Source organism: Terrabacter aeriphilus (assembly GCF_039542985.1).
GTDB classification, from domain to species: Bacteria; Actinomycetota; Actinomycetes; order Actinomycetales; family Dermatophilaceae; genus Terrabacter; species Terrabacter aeriphilus.
Genome location: NZ_BAABIW010000006.1, coordinates 539,295 through 555,000, shown reverse-complemented (window position 1 = coordinate 555,000; position 15,706 = coordinate 539,295). Strand labels below are relative to the sequence as shown.

General features: G+C 73.6%; 19 protein-coding genes. 4 read left to right on the top strand and 15 right to left on the bottom strand.

Annotated features, from left to right (window positions below; genetic code table 11):
- Positions 1–35: 35 nt before the first annotated feature.
- The 6 genes from ABD979_RS04875 to ABD979_RS04850 form a co-directional block, all read right to left on the bottom strand.
- Positions 36–710 (bottom strand): MBL fold metallo-hydrolase, encoded by a 675-nt coding sequence (locus ABD979_RS04875; protein ID WP_345506312.1) that lies wholly within the window; start codon positions 708–710, stop codon positions 36–38.
- Positions 707–1,789, bottom strand: coding sequence for an S-(hydroxymethyl)mycothiol dehydrogenase (locus ABD979_RS04870; protein ID WP_345506311.1), 1,083 nt, complete (start codon positions 1,787–1,789; stop codon positions 707–709). The genes ABD979_RS04875 and ABD979_RS04870 overlap by 4 nt, the downstream gene beginning before the upstream one ends.
- Before the next feature lie 166 nt (positions 1,790–1,955).
- Positions 1,956–2,447 carry a 2-C-methyl-D-erythritol 2,4-cyclodiphosphate synthase gene (gene ispF / locus ABD979_RS04865; RefSeq protein WP_345506310.1) on the bottom strand — a complete coding sequence of 164 codons (492 nt, stop codon included), beginning with the start codon at positions 2,445–2,447 and terminating at the stop codon, positions 1,956–1,958.
- Positions 2,444–3,241, bottom strand: coding sequence for an SDR family oxidoreductase (locus ABD979_RS04860; RefSeq protein ID WP_345506309.1), 798 nt, complete (start codon positions 3,239–3,241; stop codon positions 2,444–2,446). Before ABD979_RS04860 ends, ispF begins: the two co-directional genes overlap by 4 nt.
- A gap of 89 nt (positions 3,242–3,330) precedes the next feature.
- Positions 3,331–3,957 (bottom strand): 2-C-methyl-D-erythritol 4-phosphate cytidylyltransferase, encoded by a 627-nt coding sequence (ispD, locus tag ABD979_RS04855; RefSeq protein WP_425583910.1) that lies wholly within the window; start codon positions 3,955–3,957, stop codon positions 3,331–3,333.
- Positions 3,958–4,048: 91 nt separating this feature from the next.
- Positions 4,049–4,531, bottom strand: a complete 483-nt coding sequence (locus tag ABD979_RS04850) for a CarD family transcriptional regulator (protein ID WP_030199704.1) — start codon at positions 4,529–4,531, stop codon at positions 4,049–4,051.
- 242 nt (positions 4,532–4,773) lie between these two features.
- Between ABD979_RS04850 and ABD979_RS04845 the strand changes: the two genes are divergently transcribed.
- Entirely contained in the window at positions 4,774–5,292 is a 519-nt protein-coding gene (locus ABD979_RS04845; RefSeq protein ID WP_345506308.1) for a hypothetical protein, read from the top strand.
- Positions 5,293–5,391: 99 nt separating this feature from the next.
- Here the strand turns inward: ABD979_RS04845 and ABD979_RS04840 are convergent, their stop codons facing one another.
- Both ABD979_RS04840 and ABD979_RS04835 read right to left on the bottom strand, forming a co-directional pair.
- Positions 5,392–6,075, bottom strand: coding sequence for a response regulator transcription factor (locus ABD979_RS04840; RefSeq protein WP_345506307.1), 684 nt, complete (start codon positions 6,073–6,075; stop codon positions 5,392–5,394).
- A 66-nt stretch (positions 6,076–6,141) separates the two neighbouring features.
- On the bottom strand, positions 6,142–7,395 hold the full coding sequence (locus tag ABD979_RS04835; protein ID WP_345506306.1) for a sensor histidine kinase: 1,254 nt from the start codon (positions 7,393–7,395) through the stop codon (positions 6,142–6,144).
- A gap of 239 nt (positions 7,396–7,634) precedes the next feature.
- Between ABD979_RS04835 and phoU the strand changes: the two genes are divergently transcribed.
- Positions 7,635–8,351, top strand: coding sequence for a phosphate signaling complex protein PhoU (phoU, locus tag ABD979_RS04830; protein ID WP_345506305.1), 717 nt, complete (start codon positions 7,635–7,637; stop codon positions 8,349–8,351).
- Between the two features lie 134 nt (positions 8,352–8,485).
- On the opposite strand, the gene ABD979_RS04825 is transcribed toward phoU, so the two are convergent.
- From ABD979_RS04825 to mshA, 3 genes are read right to left on the bottom strand one after another with little or no spacing between them, the layout of a single operon-like run.
- Positions 8,486–9,229, bottom strand: a complete 744-nt coding sequence (locus tag ABD979_RS04825; protein ID WP_345506304.1) for a phosphoglyceromutase — start codon at positions 9,227–9,229, stop codon at positions 8,486–8,488.
- A 24-nt stretch (positions 9,230–9,253) separates the two neighbouring features.
- Complete coding sequence (locus tag ABD979_RS04820; RefSeq protein WP_345506303.1) at positions 9,254–9,787, bottom strand: type III secretion system chaperone family protein; 534 nt, start codon at positions 9,785–9,787, stop codon at positions 9,254–9,256.
- Entirely contained in the window at positions 9,784–11,070 is a 1,287-nt protein-coding gene (mshA, locus tag ABD979_RS04815) for a D-inositol-3-phosphate glycosyltransferase (RefSeq protein ID WP_345506302.1), read from the bottom strand. The genes ABD979_RS04820 and mshA overlap by 4 nt, the downstream gene beginning before the upstream one ends.
- 166 nt (positions 11,071–11,236) lie before the next feature.
- On the opposite strand from mshA, the gene ABD979_RS04810 reads away from it, so the two are divergent.
- Both ABD979_RS04810 and ABD979_RS04805 read left to right on the top strand, forming a co-directional pair.
- Positions 11,237–12,064, top strand: coding sequence for a class I SAM-dependent methyltransferase (locus tag ABD979_RS04810; protein ID WP_345506301.1), 828 nt, complete (start codon positions 11,237–11,239; stop codon positions 12,062–12,064).
- Between the two features lie 154 nt (positions 12,065–12,218).
- Positions 12,219–13,202 carry an MEDS domain-containing protein gene (locus tag ABD979_RS04805; RefSeq protein WP_345506300.1) on the top strand — a complete coding sequence of 328 codons (984 nt, stop codon included), beginning with the start codon at positions 12,219–12,221 and terminating at the stop codon, positions 13,200–13,202.
- A gap of 129 nt (positions 13,203–13,331) precedes the next feature.
- Here the strand turns inward: ABD979_RS04805 and ABD979_RS04800 are convergent, their stop codons facing one another.
- The 4 genes from ABD979_RS04800 to ABD979_RS04785 form a co-directional block, all read right to left on the bottom strand.
- On the bottom strand, positions 13,332–13,796 hold the full coding sequence (locus ABD979_RS04800) for a phosphomannose isomerase type II C-terminal cupin domain (protein ID WP_345506299.1): 465 nt from the start codon (positions 13,794–13,796) through the stop codon (positions 13,332–13,334).
- A gap of 73 nt (positions 13,797–13,869) precedes the next feature.
- The gene (locus ABD979_RS04795; protein ID WP_345506298.1) at positions 13,870–14,184 is read right to left on the bottom strand and encodes a DUF2516 family protein; all 315 of its coding nucleotides are present in this window, start codon (positions 14,182–14,184) and stop codon (positions 13,870–13,872) included.
- Positions 14,185–14,215: 31 nt separating this feature from the next.
- Positions 14,216–14,641: a D-aminoacyl-tRNA deacylase gene (gene dtd, locus ABD979_RS04790; protein ID WP_345506297.1), complete on the bottom strand. Its 426-nt coding sequence runs from the start codon at positions 14,639–14,641 to the stop codon at positions 14,216–14,218.
- Positions 14,642–14,645: 4 nt separating this feature from the next.
- Positions 14,646–15,638 carry an asparaginase gene (locus tag ABD979_RS04785; RefSeq protein ID WP_345506296.1) on the bottom strand — a complete coding sequence of 331 codons (993 nt, stop codon included), beginning with the start codon at positions 15,636–15,638 and terminating at the stop codon, positions 14,646–14,648.
- Between the last annotated feature and the right edge of the window lie 68 nt (positions 15,639–15,706).

The window sequence follows — 15,706 nt, the reverse complement described above, 5'->3', positions numbered from 1 at the left end:
CCCGCTCGCGCATGCCGTGTGGCGCGGACCGCGCGTCAGTGGCCCCGGCGGATCCACTCCTCGACGTCGGGCTTCTCGGCACCGATCGTCGTCGCGCTGCCGTGGCCGGTGAGCACCGTCGTCTCCACCGGCAGGGTGAGCAGCTTCTCGCGGATCGACTCGACGATCGTCGGGAAGTCGGAGAACGAGCGCCCGGTGGCGCCCGGCCCGCCCTGGAAGAGCGTGTCGCCCGTGAGGACGACCCCGAGGTCGCGGGCGTGGAAGCAGCACGCGCCGGGGGCGTGGCCCGGGGTGTGCAGCACCGTCAGCTCGACGTCGCCGACCTGCACGACGTCGCCGTCGGCGAGGTCCTGCGTCGGGGCGAGGTCGGGGTGCGTGCGGTCCCACAGCTCCCGGTCGGCCGGGTGGAGCGCGACCGCCGCGCCCGGGTGGGCCGCGAGCAGCTCGGGCACCACGGTGACGTGGTCGTCGTGCGCGTGCGTGAGCAGCACGTGCGTGAGCCGGCGGTCACCGACGAGCTCGAGGATCGGCCCGGCGTCGTGCGGGGCGTCGACGACGACGCACGTGGCGTCGTCGCCGACCACCCAGACGTTGTTCTCGACGTCCCACGTGCCGCCGTCGAGGCTGAAGGTGCCGGAGGTCGTCGTGTGGTCGATGCGGACCCCGCCCGGCGAGGGCGTGACCTGCTCGTAGGCGCCCGAGGTCGTCACAGCTCGACCACCGAGCGCAGCACCGTGCCGGCGTGCATCTTCTCGAACGCCGCCTCGATGTCGCCGAGGCCGATCCGCTCGCTGACGAAGGCGTCGAGGTCGAAGCGGCCCTGCTTGTAGAGCTCGACGAGCATCGGGAAGTCGCGGCTCGGCAGGCAGTCGCCGTACCAGCTGGACTTCAGCGACCCGCCCCGGCCGAAGATGTCGATCATCGGCAGCGTCACCTGCTGGTCGGGGGTCGGCACCCCGACGAGGACGACGGTGCCCGCGAGGTCGCGCGCGTAGAACGCCTGCTCGTAGGTCTCCGGCCGGCCGACCGCCTCGACGACGACGTCGGCGCCGTTGCCGCCGGTGAGCTCGCGGATCGCCTCGACGGCGTCGGTCTCCTTGCTGTTGACCGTGTGCGTCGCGCCGAAGTGCCGGGCCTGCTCGAGCTTCGCGTCGCTGACGTCGACCGCGATGATCGTCGTGGCCCCGGCGACCTGGGCACCGGCGATGGCCGCGTTGCCGACCCCGCCGCAGCCGATGACGGCGACCGAGTCGCCGCGGGTGACGCCACCGGTGTTGACGGCCGCGCCGAAGCCGGCCATCACCCCGCAGCCGAGCAGGCCGACCGCGGCGGCGTCGGCCTCGGGCACCTTGGTGCACTGGCCGGAGGCCACGAGGGTCTTCTCGATGAAGGCGCCGATGCCGAGGGCCGGCGTCAGCTCGGTGCCGTCGGTCAGGGTCATCTTCTGCGTGGCGTTGTGGGTGGCGAAGCAGTACCACGGCCGGCCCTTGGCGCAGGCGCGGCACTGACCGCACACGGCGCGCCAGTTGAGGATGACGAAGTCGCCGGGAGCGACGTCGGTGACGCCCTCACCGACGGCCTCGACGTAGCCGGCGGCCTCGTGGCCGAGCAGGAACGGGTAGTCGTCGTTGATGCCGCCCTCGCGGTAGTGCAGGTCGGTGTGGCACACGCCGCAGGTCTCGATCTTGACCACCGCCTCGCCGGGCCCCGGGTCGGGCACGACGACGTCGACGACCTCGACGTCGGCTCCCTTGCTGCGGCTGATGACACCCTTGACGGTCTGCGGCATGACTACTCCTGTGGATCGTGCGGACGTACGGCCCGTGGGGGCCTTCCATGACCTACCCAAACGTCCCGGCCTCCCGGACGCAACGCGCGCCCGCGACCCGTGCCCGGCCGCACGGTGCGGGTTCGGTCCCCCGACCTGTCGCGGGACCCGCGCCGGATCGCCGGACTCAGCGCGGAACGGGGACCACGAGGGCGGTCGCGATGGCGGCGACACCCTCGCCGCGGCCCGTGAGGCCGAGGCCGTCGGTCGTCGTGCCGCTCACCGAGACGGGCGCACCGGCGGCGGCCCCGAGCGCGGCCTGCGCCTCGGCGCGCCGGGTGCCCACCTTGGGCTCGTTGCCGACGACCTGGACGGCGATGTTGCCGATCTCGAAGCCGGCCTCGCGCACGAGCCGCGCGGCCTCGGCGAGCAGGGTGACGCCGGAGGCGCCGGCCAGCTCGGGACGCGACGTGCCGAAGTGCGCACCGAGGTCGCCGATGCCCGCGGCCGAGAAGATCGCGTCGCAGGCCGCGTGCGCGGCGACGTCCGCGTCGGAGTGCCCGTCGAGGCCGCGCTCGCCCGGCCAGTGCAGGCCGGCCACCCACAGCTCGCGCTCGGACCCCTCGGGGGCGTAGGCGTGCACGTCCACGCCGACGCCGACGAGCGGCACCGGCGTCACCGGGCGTCCTTCCAGTCGATCGGGCCGCGGTGGATCTTGTGCGGGGCCGCCTGGGCCACCGGCTTGACGACCATGGTGTCGATGTTGACGTGCTGCGGCAGCCCCACGACGAAGCCGACGCAGGCCGCGATGTCGTCGGCCACGAGCGGCCGGTCGACGTCGGCGTAGACCTTGTCGGCCGCCGCCCGGTCGCCGTGCAGGCGCGTGAGCGAGAACTCCTCGGTGCGCACCATGCCGGGACGGAGGTCGATCACCCGGATGTTCTCGCCGTTGAGCTCGAGGCGCAGCGTCTCGGAGACGACGGAGGTGCCGTGCTTGGCCGCGACGTAGCCGGCGCCACCCTCGTAGACCCGCTCGCCCGCGATGGAGCTGATGTCGACGATGGTCGCCCGCGCCGACTCGCGCAGCAGGGGCAGCACGGCCTGGGTGACGCGCATCGTGCCGACGACGTTCGTCGCGTACATCCGCTCCCACTCGTCGGGGTCGCCGTCCTCGACGCGGCTGACCCCGAGCGCCCCACCCGCGTTGTTGACGACGACGTCGCACCGACCCAGCGTCGCGACGGCCCCGAGCACGGATGCCGGGTCGGTCACGTCCATGACCACGGCGCGGGCGCTGCCCCCGGCGTCGACGACGCTCGCGACGACCTCGTCGAGCTTCTCGCGGCGCCGGCCGGCCACGACGACCTCGAAGCCGTCGGCCGCGAGCCGCCGCGCGACGGCCGCCCCGATCCCGGTGCCGCCACCGGTGACGAGGGCGAGGGGCTGGGTCTGCGCGAGGCTGTGATGGGTCACGCTGCCGAGGATAGGCACTCCCCCGGTTCGATGTATCCGGCGGTCACCCGTGACCGCCGGATACATCGAACCGGGGAGGACGGGACGGGTCAGGTGGCGAGGAGGCGGGCGGCGGCCTCGAGGTCGGCCGGGGTCGTCACCTTGAGGGCCCGCGGGTCGCCGTCGACGACGAGGACCCGCTCGCCGAGGCGCTCGACGAGCCCCGCGTCGTCGGTGGCGTCGCTCGAGACGGCGTGCGCCCGCTCGAGCAGGTCGCGCCGGAAGCCCTGCGGGGTCTGGACCGCCCGCAGTGTGGCCCGGTCGGGAGTCGCGACGACGAGCCCCTGCTCGTCGACCTGCTTGACCGTGTCGACGACGACGGTGCCGGGCACGACGGCGCCCGCGCCCGCGGCCACCGCCGCGACGACCCGGTCGAAGACCGCGACCGGGGTCAGGCACCGCGCGGCGTCGTGGACGAGCACGACCTCGACGGCCTCGCCGAGCTCGGCGAGGCCCGCGGCCACGGAGTCGCCGCGCTCGGCCCCGCCGACGACGACGGTCACGGGCACGGTGGACCCCAGCTCACGGCATACCTGCTCGGCGAGGGCCTGCGCCTCGGCGCGGTGCGCGGCGGGCGCCACGACGACCGCCTCGGCGACGGCCGTGCACGACAGCGCCCCCCGCAGGGCGTGCCCCAGCAGGGGCACCCCGGCGAGGGGCACGAACGCCTTGGGCACCGAGGCCCCCAGACGCGAACCGGAGCCGGCCGCGACGACGATGACGCCGACGCGACCGGCTCCGGTCTCGTTGTTCAGGATCCCGCTCGAATCAGGACGCGAGGACCTCGTCGAGGATCGTCTCGGCCTTCTCCTCGTCGGTCTTCTCCGCGAGCGCGAGCTCGGAGACGAGGATCTGACGGGCCTTGGCGAGCATGCGCTTCTCGCCGGCCGACAGGCCACGGTCCTGGTCACGACGCCAGAGGTCGCGCACGACCTCGGCGACCTTGATGACGTCACCCGACGCGAGCTTCTCGAGGTTCGCCTTGTAGCGACGCGACCAGTTGGTCGGCTCCTCGGTGTGCGGCGTGCGCAGGACCTCGAAGACGCGGTCGAGGCCCTCCTGCCCGACGACGTCGCGGACACCCACGAGGTCGCAGTTCTCGGCAGGCACCTCGATCGTCAGGTCACCCTGGGCGACCTTCAGCTTGAGGTAGAGCTTGTCCTCTCCCTTGATCGTGCGTGTGTTGATCTCTTCGATCAGTGCAGCCCCGTGGTGGGGGTACACGACCGTCTCGCCGACCTTGAAAACCATGTGCTGTTTTCCCCTTTCGCGACCTCCAGATTATCACGAGAACGTGCACATCGCGATCTCAGGATCCGGCATCTGCGCAGGTCAGAGCCGGTGCGACCGTCGAGGACGCCGGATTTGCCGTCTTGACAGATCCGCCGTCGGCGTGCTGGGCGCACCCCTGCCGGCGCGCCCGCGGGGGCCCGCACGTGGCTTGCGGGCGGGTGCGCGGGTGTGCGCGACCGCCCGCCGGTAGGCTGTCGCCCGTGAAGCGTCGAATCCCCGCCCTGACCCCGCGCCGACCGTCCCGCCGTCGGGTCCCGGCGGTCCTCGCCGGCGTCGCCCTCGCCGTCGTCACGGCCGGCTGCCAGGTCAACTCCCCCGTCCAGACCGACGTGGCCTACGTCCCGGCCGACGGCGTGCCCGTCACCGTCGGGGACCTCGCGCTGCGTGACCTCGTCCTCGTCGGCGACGGCAACGGCACCGCGATGATCAGCGGGTCGGCGGTCAACCTCGGCGACGAGTCGATGACCGTGCAGATCGCCCCGCAGGGCGACCCGAGCGCCACGACGCCGCCCAGCGGCTCCGAGGTGGAGCTCTCGCCGCGCCAGCAGGTCAACCTGGCCGACAAGGGCCTGCAGCTGAGCGACGTCAAGGGCAAGCCGGGCGCGCTCGTGCCGGTGACGGTCATCTCCAACACCGGCGGCACGGCCGTCGCGCAGGTGCCGCTGCTGCCGGCCACCGACTTCTACTCCACCGTGACGCCGGCGCCCACGGGCAGCTGAGCCCACGCCCCTCCACCCCGCTCCACGCAGCCGACGGCCGGCCCACCCCACGGTGGGCCGGCCGTCGTGCGTCGTCCGGGTGGGGCCTGCGGCAGGGCGTCAGGCGGCCTCGAACTTGTAGCCGAGGCCACGCACCGTGACGATGTGCACCGGGTTGGCGGGGTCGGGCTCGATCTTGGCCCGCAGGCGCTTGATGTGGACGTCGAGGGTCTTGGTGTCGCCGACGTAGTCGCTCCCCCACACCCGGTCGATGAGCTGCATCCGCGTCAGCACCCGGCCGGAGTTGCGCAGCAACATCTCGAGCAGCTCGAACTCCTTGAGCGGCAGCGAGGCCGAGCGGCCCTGCACGCTCACCGTGTGGCGCTCGACGTCCATGCGCACCGGGCCGGCCTCGAGGGTCGACGGGAGCAGGTCCTCGGGCTCGGCCAGGCGGCGCAGCACGGCCTTGACCCGGGCGAGCAGCTCGCGGCTCGAGTAGGGCTTGGTCACGTAGTCGTCCGCGCCGATCTCGAGGCCCACGACCTTGTCGATCTCGCTGTCCTTGGCGGTCAGCATGATGACCGGCACCGACGAGCGCTGCCGCAGCGCGCGGCACACGTCGACGCCCGAGAGCCCGGGGAGCATGAGGTCGAGGAGCACGAGGTCGGCGCCGTTCTTGTCGAACTCGGCCAGGCCGTCGGGGCCGGTCTCGGCCACGGCGACGTCGTAGCCCTCCTTCTTCAGCAGGTAGGACAGCGGGTCGGAGAACGACACCTCGTCCTCGACGATCAGGATGCGGCTCAAGTCAGGCCTCTCGGTCGGGCAGCGCAGCGTGCGGTGGGTGGCTCGGACGGTTCGGGTCGGGGTGGGTCACGGTCGGGTGCCGGTGGGCTGGGCGGGCTCGGCGGGCTCGGCGGGCTCGGCGGGCTCGGCGGGCTCGGCGGTGGGTTCTGCCGGCCGGGCAGGCTCCGCAGACCGGGCGGGCTCGATCGGCGCGGAGGCGTTGGCGGCGGGCAGCTCGATCGTGAAGGTCGACCCGCGCCCCTGCTCCGACCACACCGAGACGTGCCCGCCGTGGTTGTCGGCGACGTGCTTGACGATCGCCAGGCCGAGGCCGGTGCCGCCGGTGGCCCGCGAGCGCGCGGAGTCGACGCGGTAGAAGCGCTCGAAGATGCGCTCCTGCTCGTCCGGTGCGATGCCGAGCCCCTGGTCGGTGACCGAGACGTCGACGAGGCCGGGCCGGCCGCGCCGCACCGTGACCCCGACGCGGGTGTCGTTCTCCGAGTAGGCGACGGCGTTGCCGACGAGGTTGCTGACGGCGGTCGTGACGAGCTCGGCGTCGCCCCACACCTCGCAGCCCTCCTCGACGGCGGTGACGAGCTCGATGCGGTGCTCCTCGGCGAGCAGTCGGCTCCGCTCGACCGCGTCCTGCGCGCAGGCTCCGACGTCGATGAGGGTGGGGTCCTTGATGACGTCGGCGCCCTGCAGCCGCGAGAGCTCGACGATCTCCTTGACGAGGCGCGTCAGGCGGGTCGACTCGACGCTGATCCGCCGGGCGAACCGCTCCACCGCCTCCGGGTCGTCGTGCGCGTCGACGATGGCCTCGGCGAGCAGCGAGATGCCACCCACCGGGGTCTTGAGCTCGTGGCTGACGTTGGCGAGGAAGTCGCGGCGGATCTCCTCGACGCGGGCGGCCTTGGACCGGTCCTCGACGAGCAGCAGCACGTGGTCGGCGCCGAGCGGTGCGACGCGCGCCGCGACGACGAGGCGCCCCTCGCCGATGCCCTTCTGCAGGGTGAGCTCGGCCTCGCGGATGACGCCGTCGCGCCGCACGGAGCGGGCGAGGTGCAGCAGCTCGGGGTGCACGAGCTCCTGGCCGCGCACGAGCCCGTGGGCGACGGCGGCCGGGGAGTTGTTGACGACGCGGTCGGAGGAGTCGACGAGGATGCCGCTCGAGCGCAGCACGGCGATGACCTCGCCGACGCCGGGTGGCAGCGGCGGGTCGGCCGGGGCCGGCGCCTCGGCCGCGGTCGAGCGGTCGGAGAGACGCACGGCGACCAGCGCCACGCCGCCGAGGGCGAGGCCGGCGATGCCACCGAGCGTTGCCGCGGTCGTCGGGTCCACGTCACTCAGCGTACGCATCGCCCGCGCACGCTCGAACCATGCCGGGGTGCGTCGTGCGCGGCGCGAACCGACTGTTCACCTGAGCGCCCCCACCCATTCACGATCCCCTGCGAGCCTGCTCGCAGCACGGGGCGCACGCCCCACGACGGATGCCGTCCCGCGCGCGATCGCAGCCACGCTCGCCCCGCGGGTGGCAGGCTGTCCCGCAGCCCGGCCCGACCGCGACCGACAGGAAGACCATGCGCGACCAGTTCCACGAGGACCTCGACAAGATCTCGGACCAGCTCGTCGAGCTGACCCGCCTCGCCGGGTCGGCCATCTCGCGCGCCACGATCGCGCTGCTCGACGCCGACGTGCACCTCGCCGAGTCGGTCATCGAGGCCGACCGCAAGCTCGACGACATCCGCGTCGAGCTCGACGAGCTCTCGATCGACCTGCTGGCCCGCCAGCAGCCCGTCGCGACCGACCTGCGCATCGTCGTCACGGCCATGCACATGAGCTCGGACCTCGAGCGGATGGGCGACCTCGCCCGCCACGTCGCCAAGGTCGCCCGGCTGCGCACGCCCGACTCGGCCGTGCCGCCCGAGCTGCGCGCGCACATCCTCCAGATGGGACAGGTGGCCGAGGCCATCGTCGCCAAGTGCGGCTCGATCATCGCGAGCAAGGACGTCGCCGCGGCCATCGCGCTCGAGAAGGACGACGACGCGATGGACGACCTCCACCGCGAGCTCTTCGCCGCGCTGCTCGACGAGAACACGAGCTGGTCGCGCAGCTCGATCCTCGACCTGACGCTCGTCGGGCGCTACTACGAACGCTTCGCCGACCACGCCGTGTCGGTCGCGCGCCGCGTCGTCTACCTCGTCACGGGAGAGTACGACTCCGACGTCAGCTTCGACCACGAGGACGACGAGGACGCCGACGTGATGACCCAGATCGAGCGCGGCACCCCCGCCTGACCCCATCCTTAACCGTCGAGAGGCCACTCTCTGCGGGTCGGGACACGTCGAAAGGCCACTTCTCGCGACGAGAAGTGGCCTTTCGATGTTCGACCACCCGCACGAAGTGGCCTTTCGACGGTGCTGGGGGCCGGTCAGCGGCCCTGGTTGGCGACGGCCTCGGCCGCGGCGCGGGCGGCCTCGGGGTCGAGGTAGCGCCCACCCGGGGTGACGGGCTTGAACGAGGCGTCGAGCTCGTAGACGAGCGGCATGCCCGTCGGGATGTTGAGCCCCGCGATGTCGTCGTCGGAGATGCCGTCGAGCGTCTTGACGAGCGCGCGCAGCGAGTTGCCGTGCGCGGCGACCATGACGGTCAGCCCGTCGGCGAGGTCGGTCTGGATCTCGTTCTCCCAGTAGGGCATCAGTCGGGTGACGACGTCCTTGAGGCACTCGGTGGCCGGCATCGCGTCGCCGAGGCCGGCATACCGCGGGTCGCCGTGCTGCGAGAACTCGTCGTCGGCCTCGATGGGCGGCGGCGGCACGTCGTAGGACCGGCGCCACAGCATGAACTGCTCCTCGCCGAACTGCTCGAGCGTCTGCTTCTTGTCCTTGCCCTGCAGCGCGCCGTAGTGGCGCTCATTGAGGCGCCAGTCGCGCTTGACCGGGATCCAGTGCCGGTCGGCGGCGTCGAGGGAGAGGTTCGCGGTCGTGATCGCCCGGCGCAGCAGCGAGGTGTGCACGATGTCGGGCAGGATGCCGGCGTCCTTCAGCTGCTGACCGGCGCGCACACCCTCGGCGCGGCCCTTGTCGGTGAGGTCGACGTCGACCCAGCCGGTGAAGAGGTTCTTGGCGTTCCAGTCGCTTTCGCCGTGGCGGACGAGGACGAGCGTGTAGGTCATGCCCGCCAGCCTAGCGAGCGCCGCTCAGCCGTCGGCGGCGTCGTCCAGCAGGTGACGGAAGGCGTCGAGGTTGCGCGTCGACTCCCCGCGCGAGACCCGCCAGGCCCACTCCTTGCGCATCGAGCCGAGGAATCCGAGCGCGAGCAGCTCGTTGAACACGTCGTCGCTCGCGGAGAGCACGATGCCGAAGAGCTGGTCGAGCTGGTCGGCCTCGACCGCGACGGTGGGCAGCTCGCCCCGCAGGTAGACGTCGCCGTCGCCGTCGATGGCGTAGCCGACGCCCTGCAGCCGGAGGTTCTTGCGCAGCAGGGTGCGGTAGAAGGCCTCGTGGTTCTCGTCGGGGTTGCGGATGACGAACGCGCTGAGGCTCGTCGTGCGGTCGCGCACGAGCACCGAGACGACCGTCTTCAGCTTCTTCTCGCCGGGCAGCGTCACGACGAACTCCCCCGGACGGCCGCCGAGCTCCCACTCGAGACCCACCGAGCCGAGGTATGCCGTCAGGCGGGCCGCCGCGTCGGCCGCGGGGCCGGTGCCCTCCGCCGTCGCCGGCGCGCTCACGGGATGACCGCCGTCGGCACGCCGGCCAGCGCGAGGGGCTCGTCGACGGATGGTTCGGCGGTGCCGCTCGCTCGCTCGCGCATGGCCTGACGGTAGACGGTGAGGAGCCGGTCGGTCGTGGCGCCCCAGCCGAAGCGGGCCGCGTGCGCGACGGCGGCCGCCCCGAGCTCGAGCCGCCGTGGGGCGTCCCGGAGCAGGCCGTCGACGGCCGTGGCCCAGTCGGCGGTCGCGTGCCCGTCGACGAGCACGCCGGCGTCGCCGACCGCGGTCGGCAGTCCCCCGACCCGCGCCGCGACGACCGGGGTTCCGCAGGCCTGCGCCTCGACCGCGACGAGGCCGAACGACTCGGAGTGGCTCGGCACGAGCACGAGGTCGGCGGCGCGGTACCACTGGGCGAGCCGGGCCCGGTCGACCGGCCGCACGAAGCGGACGACGTCCTCGATGCCCAGCGTCCGCGCCAGCTCCTCGAGCTCGTGCGGTCGGCTGAGGCCGCTGCCGCTCGGGCCGCCGACGACGGCCACGGTGAGCCGGGCCCGGAGGGCGGGGTCGCGCACGAGCAGCTCGCCGGCCACCCGGAGCAGCACGTCGGGCGCCTTGAGCGGCTGGATGCGGCCGACGAAGAGCAGCACCTCGCCGTCGGGCGGGAGGCCGAGCTCGCGCCGGGCCGCACCCCGGTCGCCCGGGGTGAAGGTCGACAGGTCGACGCCGGGCGGGACCACCGAGACCGTGCTCGGCGGGGCGTCGTAGAGCTCGATGAGCTCGCGCGCCTCGTCGTCGGTGTTGGCGATGAGGCGGTCGGCCGCCTCGACGACCTGCACCTCGCCGATCTCGCGGCCGCGCGGCTCGGGGGCGTCGCCCGTCGCGAGGTGGCGGTTCTTGACCCGCGCCATGGTGTGCATCGTGTGCACGAGGGCCACCCGCCAGCGGTCCGCGGCGAGCCAGCCGACCTGGCCCGAGAGCCAGTAGTGCGAGTGCACGAGGTCGTAGTGGTCCTCGGGCACCGACAGGCCGGCCTGCATGATGCCGGCGGAGAAGGCGCAGAGCTGGCCGGGGAGGTCCTCCTTGGCCAGACCCTCGTAGGGGCCCGCCGTCACGTGGCGCACCCGCACGCCGGGCACCAGCTCGGCCTCGACCGGGGTCTCGCTCGAGGTGCGGCGGGTGAAGATGTCGACCTCGACGCCGCGCGCGGCCAGCTCCCGGGCGGTCTCGGCGACGTAGACGTTCATGCCTCCGGCGTCGCCCGTGCCGGGCTGCTCGAGCGGGGAGGTGTGCACGCTGATCATGGCCACCCGCCTGGGGTCCTGCGCCACCGGCATCCCTGCTCCCGCCTCGTCCGCCGCCCGTCTGCGGCTGCTCCTCGACTCAACCACACGGCCGGTTCGAGGTATTCCACGGTCGCCGGTGACCGTGGAATACCTCGAACCGCGGGGGTCCGCGTAGCCTGCGACGGTGCCTCCCCGCCAGCGCCCCGTCGGCACCATCACGCGCGGCACGACGAACCCGAACCGCCTGCGCCGCTGCGACCGGTGGATCGCCGGCCCGCAGGGCTGGCGCCTGCGCCGCAGCCCGACGCCGCCCGTGGTCGTCGACCTCGGCTACGGCGCCTCGCCGGTGACGGCCGTCGAGCTGCACGAGCGGCTCCGGCCGGTGCGGGCCGACGTGCAGGTCGTCGGCATCGAGATCGATCCCGAGCGCGTGGCCGCCGGCCGGGCGCTCGAGCACGAGGGCCTGACCTTCCGGCTCGGTGGCTTCGAGGTGCCCCTCGACGACGGTGCGCGCCCGACCGTCGTGCGAGCCTTCAACGTGCTGCGCCAGTACGCCGAGCACGAGGTGCCGGCGGCGTGGCAGCGCGTGCAGGAGCGCCTCGCGCCGGACGGCCTGCTCGTCGACGGCACGTGCGACGAGATCGGCCGGCGCTCCGCGTGGGTCGCCGTCGAGGCCACCGGCCCGGTCAGCCTGACCATCTCGCTCCGCCTGCGCGGGCTCGAGCGTCCGTCCGACGTCGCCGAGCGCCTGCCCAAGGCGCTCATCCACCGCAACGTGCCCGGCGAGCCGGTCCACGCCTTCCTCACCGACCTCGACCGGGCCTGGGCCCGGAGCGCCGCGCAGGCGTCCTGGGGTGCCCGGCAGCGGTTCCTGGCCGCCGCCGCGGACGTCGCGCGGTCGTGGCCGCTGCTCGACGGGCCGTCCCGGTGGCGCGTCGGCGAGCTGACGGTCGCCTGGCCCGCCGTCGCGCCCGCGTCGCCGGCGGCGCCCGTCCCTGCCGCCGCCCCCTGAGCCGAGCGGGTGACCTCGCTCGACCACTCGGGGCGCACCCCCGACGTATGCCGTCGGGACGCGGCGCAAACCGCTCAGCCACGCGTGCGCGGACCGGCGTACGATGATCCGCATGTCGCCTGGCGGCGTGACCCCGTGGCGGCGGGGCCATGCAGTGACCTTCTATGCACTCGACACCGACGGAATCGACGCGGTCGCGAGTTTCGTCGCGACGGGCTGGGCCGCCGACGAGTGCGTCATCGTCGTTGCGACCGGGGCGCACCGCACGGCCGTCGACGCGCGACTGCGCGCCCTGGGCCACGACCCGGACGCCGAGAGCGTGTCGGGGCGGTTCCTCGTGCTCGACGCCGAGGACACCCTGCGGCGCTTCTTCGTCGACGGCCACCTCGACCTGGCCCGACTCACCCCGCTCGTCAGCGAGGCGCTCGAGCGGGCCGGGGCCGGCAGCCGACCGGTGCGCATCTTCGGTGAGATGGTCGCCCTGCTCTGGGCGGTCGGCGAGGTCGAGGCCGCCATCGAGCTCGAGCTGCACTGGAACGAGCTGCTCCGCCGGCACGACTTCTCGCTGCTCTGCTCCTATCCCACCGACAGCTTCGAGCAGGCCGAGCTCGTCGACGTGCGGCGCATCTGCGACCTGCACACCGACCTGCTGCCCCCGGCCTACCGTGCCGCCGCCCCGCGAACCGGCCGCGCCGTGGCCGGCCGGGGTGCTGCCGTCGGTGACGACCGCACGGGTGACGGGCCGGGGCACGCCTGCTCGCGGGTCTACCTCCCCGCGCCCGAGTCGGTGCCGGCCGCGCGCCACTTCGTCGTCGACGTGCTGCGGGCGTGGGGCCACGACGAGGTCGCCGCCGACGCCGCCCTCATCGTCTCCGAGTTGGCCACGAACGCCCTGCGCCACGCGCACTCACCGTTCCGGGCGGTCGTCGACCAGCGCCGCGGTGGCCTGCGCATCGGCGTCGAGGACGCGAGCGAGCTCCCCCTCTCGCGGCGCGACGCCGGCGTCGAGGCCGTCGACGGCCGTGGCGTCGAGATCGTCGCGGCGCTCGCGCGGCACTGGGGCTCCAGCCCCCTCCCCGGCGGCAAGATCGTCTGGGCCGAGCTGCCCGTCCCGGGTGGGGCGACCCGCGCGGGCTGACGGCTGCAGCACGGTCGGCCGTGCCCGTCGGACCCGGTCAGGTCACTGACCCCGCCGGCCGCGGGCAGCAGCATGCCGCCGGGCCGGGCCCGGCGGCATACGTGATCGGTCGCGGTGCGACCGCAAGTCTCAGCGGGTGTAGTCGTCCTCGAGGCGCTCGATGTCGGCCTCGTCGAAGTGGCCGAAACCGACCTCGAGCAGGCGACCGGCCCGCTCACCCGAGTTGCCCATGCGGTGGATCGAGTTGCGCGGCACCCACACGGTCTCGCCCGGCTGCGCGCTCCACGTGCGCTCACCCACGGTGACGTCGATCGGCACGTCGAGCACCTGCCACATCTCGCCGCGGTGGTCGTGGCGCTGCAACGAGAGCCGGTGACCCGGCTGCACGGTGATGATCTTGACGGTGACCTGCTCGTTGGAGACGAACTGCTGGAACTCGCCCCACGGCCGCTCCGCGACGAAGATGTCCTCCGTCGGGTTGCGGTTGCCCAGGTCGTACTCGTCGGCCGTGTGGCGCGGGTGCGACTCGTGGTGGTGCTCGTGGGCGTCGAGTTCGTGGTCGGCGACTGCAGCGGCAACCTGCTGGTCGGACATGGTTCTCCAATCGGTTGTGAGTGCACCAGTGTGCCGTATGCGCCGCCGCGCCCACGTCATGCGCGGGCCGGACTCACCATCCGTTGGTCGAACGCCCTCCGAGGCCGCGCACCTGGCGGAGCGCCGGGCGCACGTCGGCGAGGTAGACGGCGGCGCCGACGAAGGCGATGAGGCCGAGCAGCCCGATCGGGTTGAACACCGAGATCGAGCCGAAGAGCAGGGCCACGCCCGTGATGAGCAACCAGAAGTTCTTGGTGCGCTTGCCGGCGGCCGCGTAGGCGTTCTCCGGGTGGCGCAGGGCGTCGACGAAGGCGAAGATCTCGCACCCGAGGGCGACGACCCCGATGATGAGGGTGACGATGCTCTGGTAGCCGGCGTAGAGCTGCATGGGGAGAGCGTAACCCGCGCACCGCGGCGGGTCAGGCGTCGACGACCAGGGTGACGGGTCCGTCCCCGACGAGCGAGACCTCCATCATCGCGCCGAACCGGCCGGTCTCGACGGTGAGTCCGCGCGCCCGGAGCGCGTCGACGACGGCCGCGACGAGCGGCTCGGCCACCGGACCCGTCGCGGCGGCTCCCCACGACGGGCGTCGCCCCTTGCGCGTGTCGGCGTACAGCGTGAACTGGCTCACGACGAGCACGGGGGCGCCCGCGTCGAGCAGGCTCTGCTCGTCGCGCAGGATGCGCAGCTCGGCGATCTTGCGGGCCATCCGCTCCACCTGCGCCGGGCCGTCGTCGTGCGTGACGCCGACGAGGGCGAGCAGCCCGGGCTCCTCGATGGCGCCGACGACCTCGCCCGCGACCTCGACGCGGGCGCTCGTCACGCGCTGGAGCACGGCCCGCACGGGCTCAGACCCCGACGGCCACGACGGAGCCGACGGGCTGGCCGTGGCCGAGCACGGGCTCGTGCTCGAGCACCGCGAGCACCTCCTCGGTGCCGACGCCGATGCGGCGCAGCACGGCCGCGAGCAGCACGCTGCGGGCCCGCGACGAGCCGTCGGCGACCTTGACCGCGATGCCCCGCCCGTCGGGCAGCCCCACCGCGTAGACCGCCTCGGCGCCGTCCTTGGCGACGAGGCCGTCGACCCCACGGATGAGGGCCGTGACGTCGCGGGTCGTGCCACCGAGGTACTCCGGGAAGGCCCGGACGGCGGCGGCGATCTTCGCCTCCGGCCCCTCGGTGGCGGCTGCGAGCCGGCCGAAGGCGAGCGCGAGCCCCGACAGGGGCACGGCGTGGATCGGCGCGCCGCACCCGTCGACCGCCACCGCCGCCGGCTCGGCGCCGGTGAGGTCGCGCACGGCGTCGGCCACCGCGACCTGGAGCGGGTGGGACGGGTCGCGGTAGGTGGCGAGGTCCCAGCCGTTGCGCACGCACGTCGCGAGCATCGACGCGTGCTTGCCGGAGCAGTTCTGCACGATCGACTGCTTGGGCCGGCCGCCGGCGATCCAGGCGATCCGGGCCGCCTCGTCGTAGGGGTAGTCGGGCGTGTTCTGCAGGTCGGTCTCGGAGAGGCCGGCGCCGGCGAGGATCTCGCGGGCGGCCTCGACGTGGAAGTCCTCGCCGGAGTGGCTCGCGCACGCGAGGGCGAGCAGCCGGCCGTCGGTGTCGAGGCCGTGGCGCACCATGGCGAGGGCCTGCAGCGGCTTGCTCGAGCTGCGCGGGAAGACGGGGCCGCTCGCGTCGCCGATCTCGAGCTCGATGCTGCCGTCCGGGGCGGTGACGACCGCGGTGCCGTGGTGCACCGACTCGACGAAGCCTGCCCGCACGACGTGGGCGACGACGGGGGCGGCGGAGAGCGCCGGGCTGACGGAGGAGGACGTGGGCGCGAGGTGATCGGACACGCCCCGCAGTATGCCGGAGGGCCGGGGACTGCCGAAGGGCCGCCACCCGTGCGGGTGGCGGCCCTTCG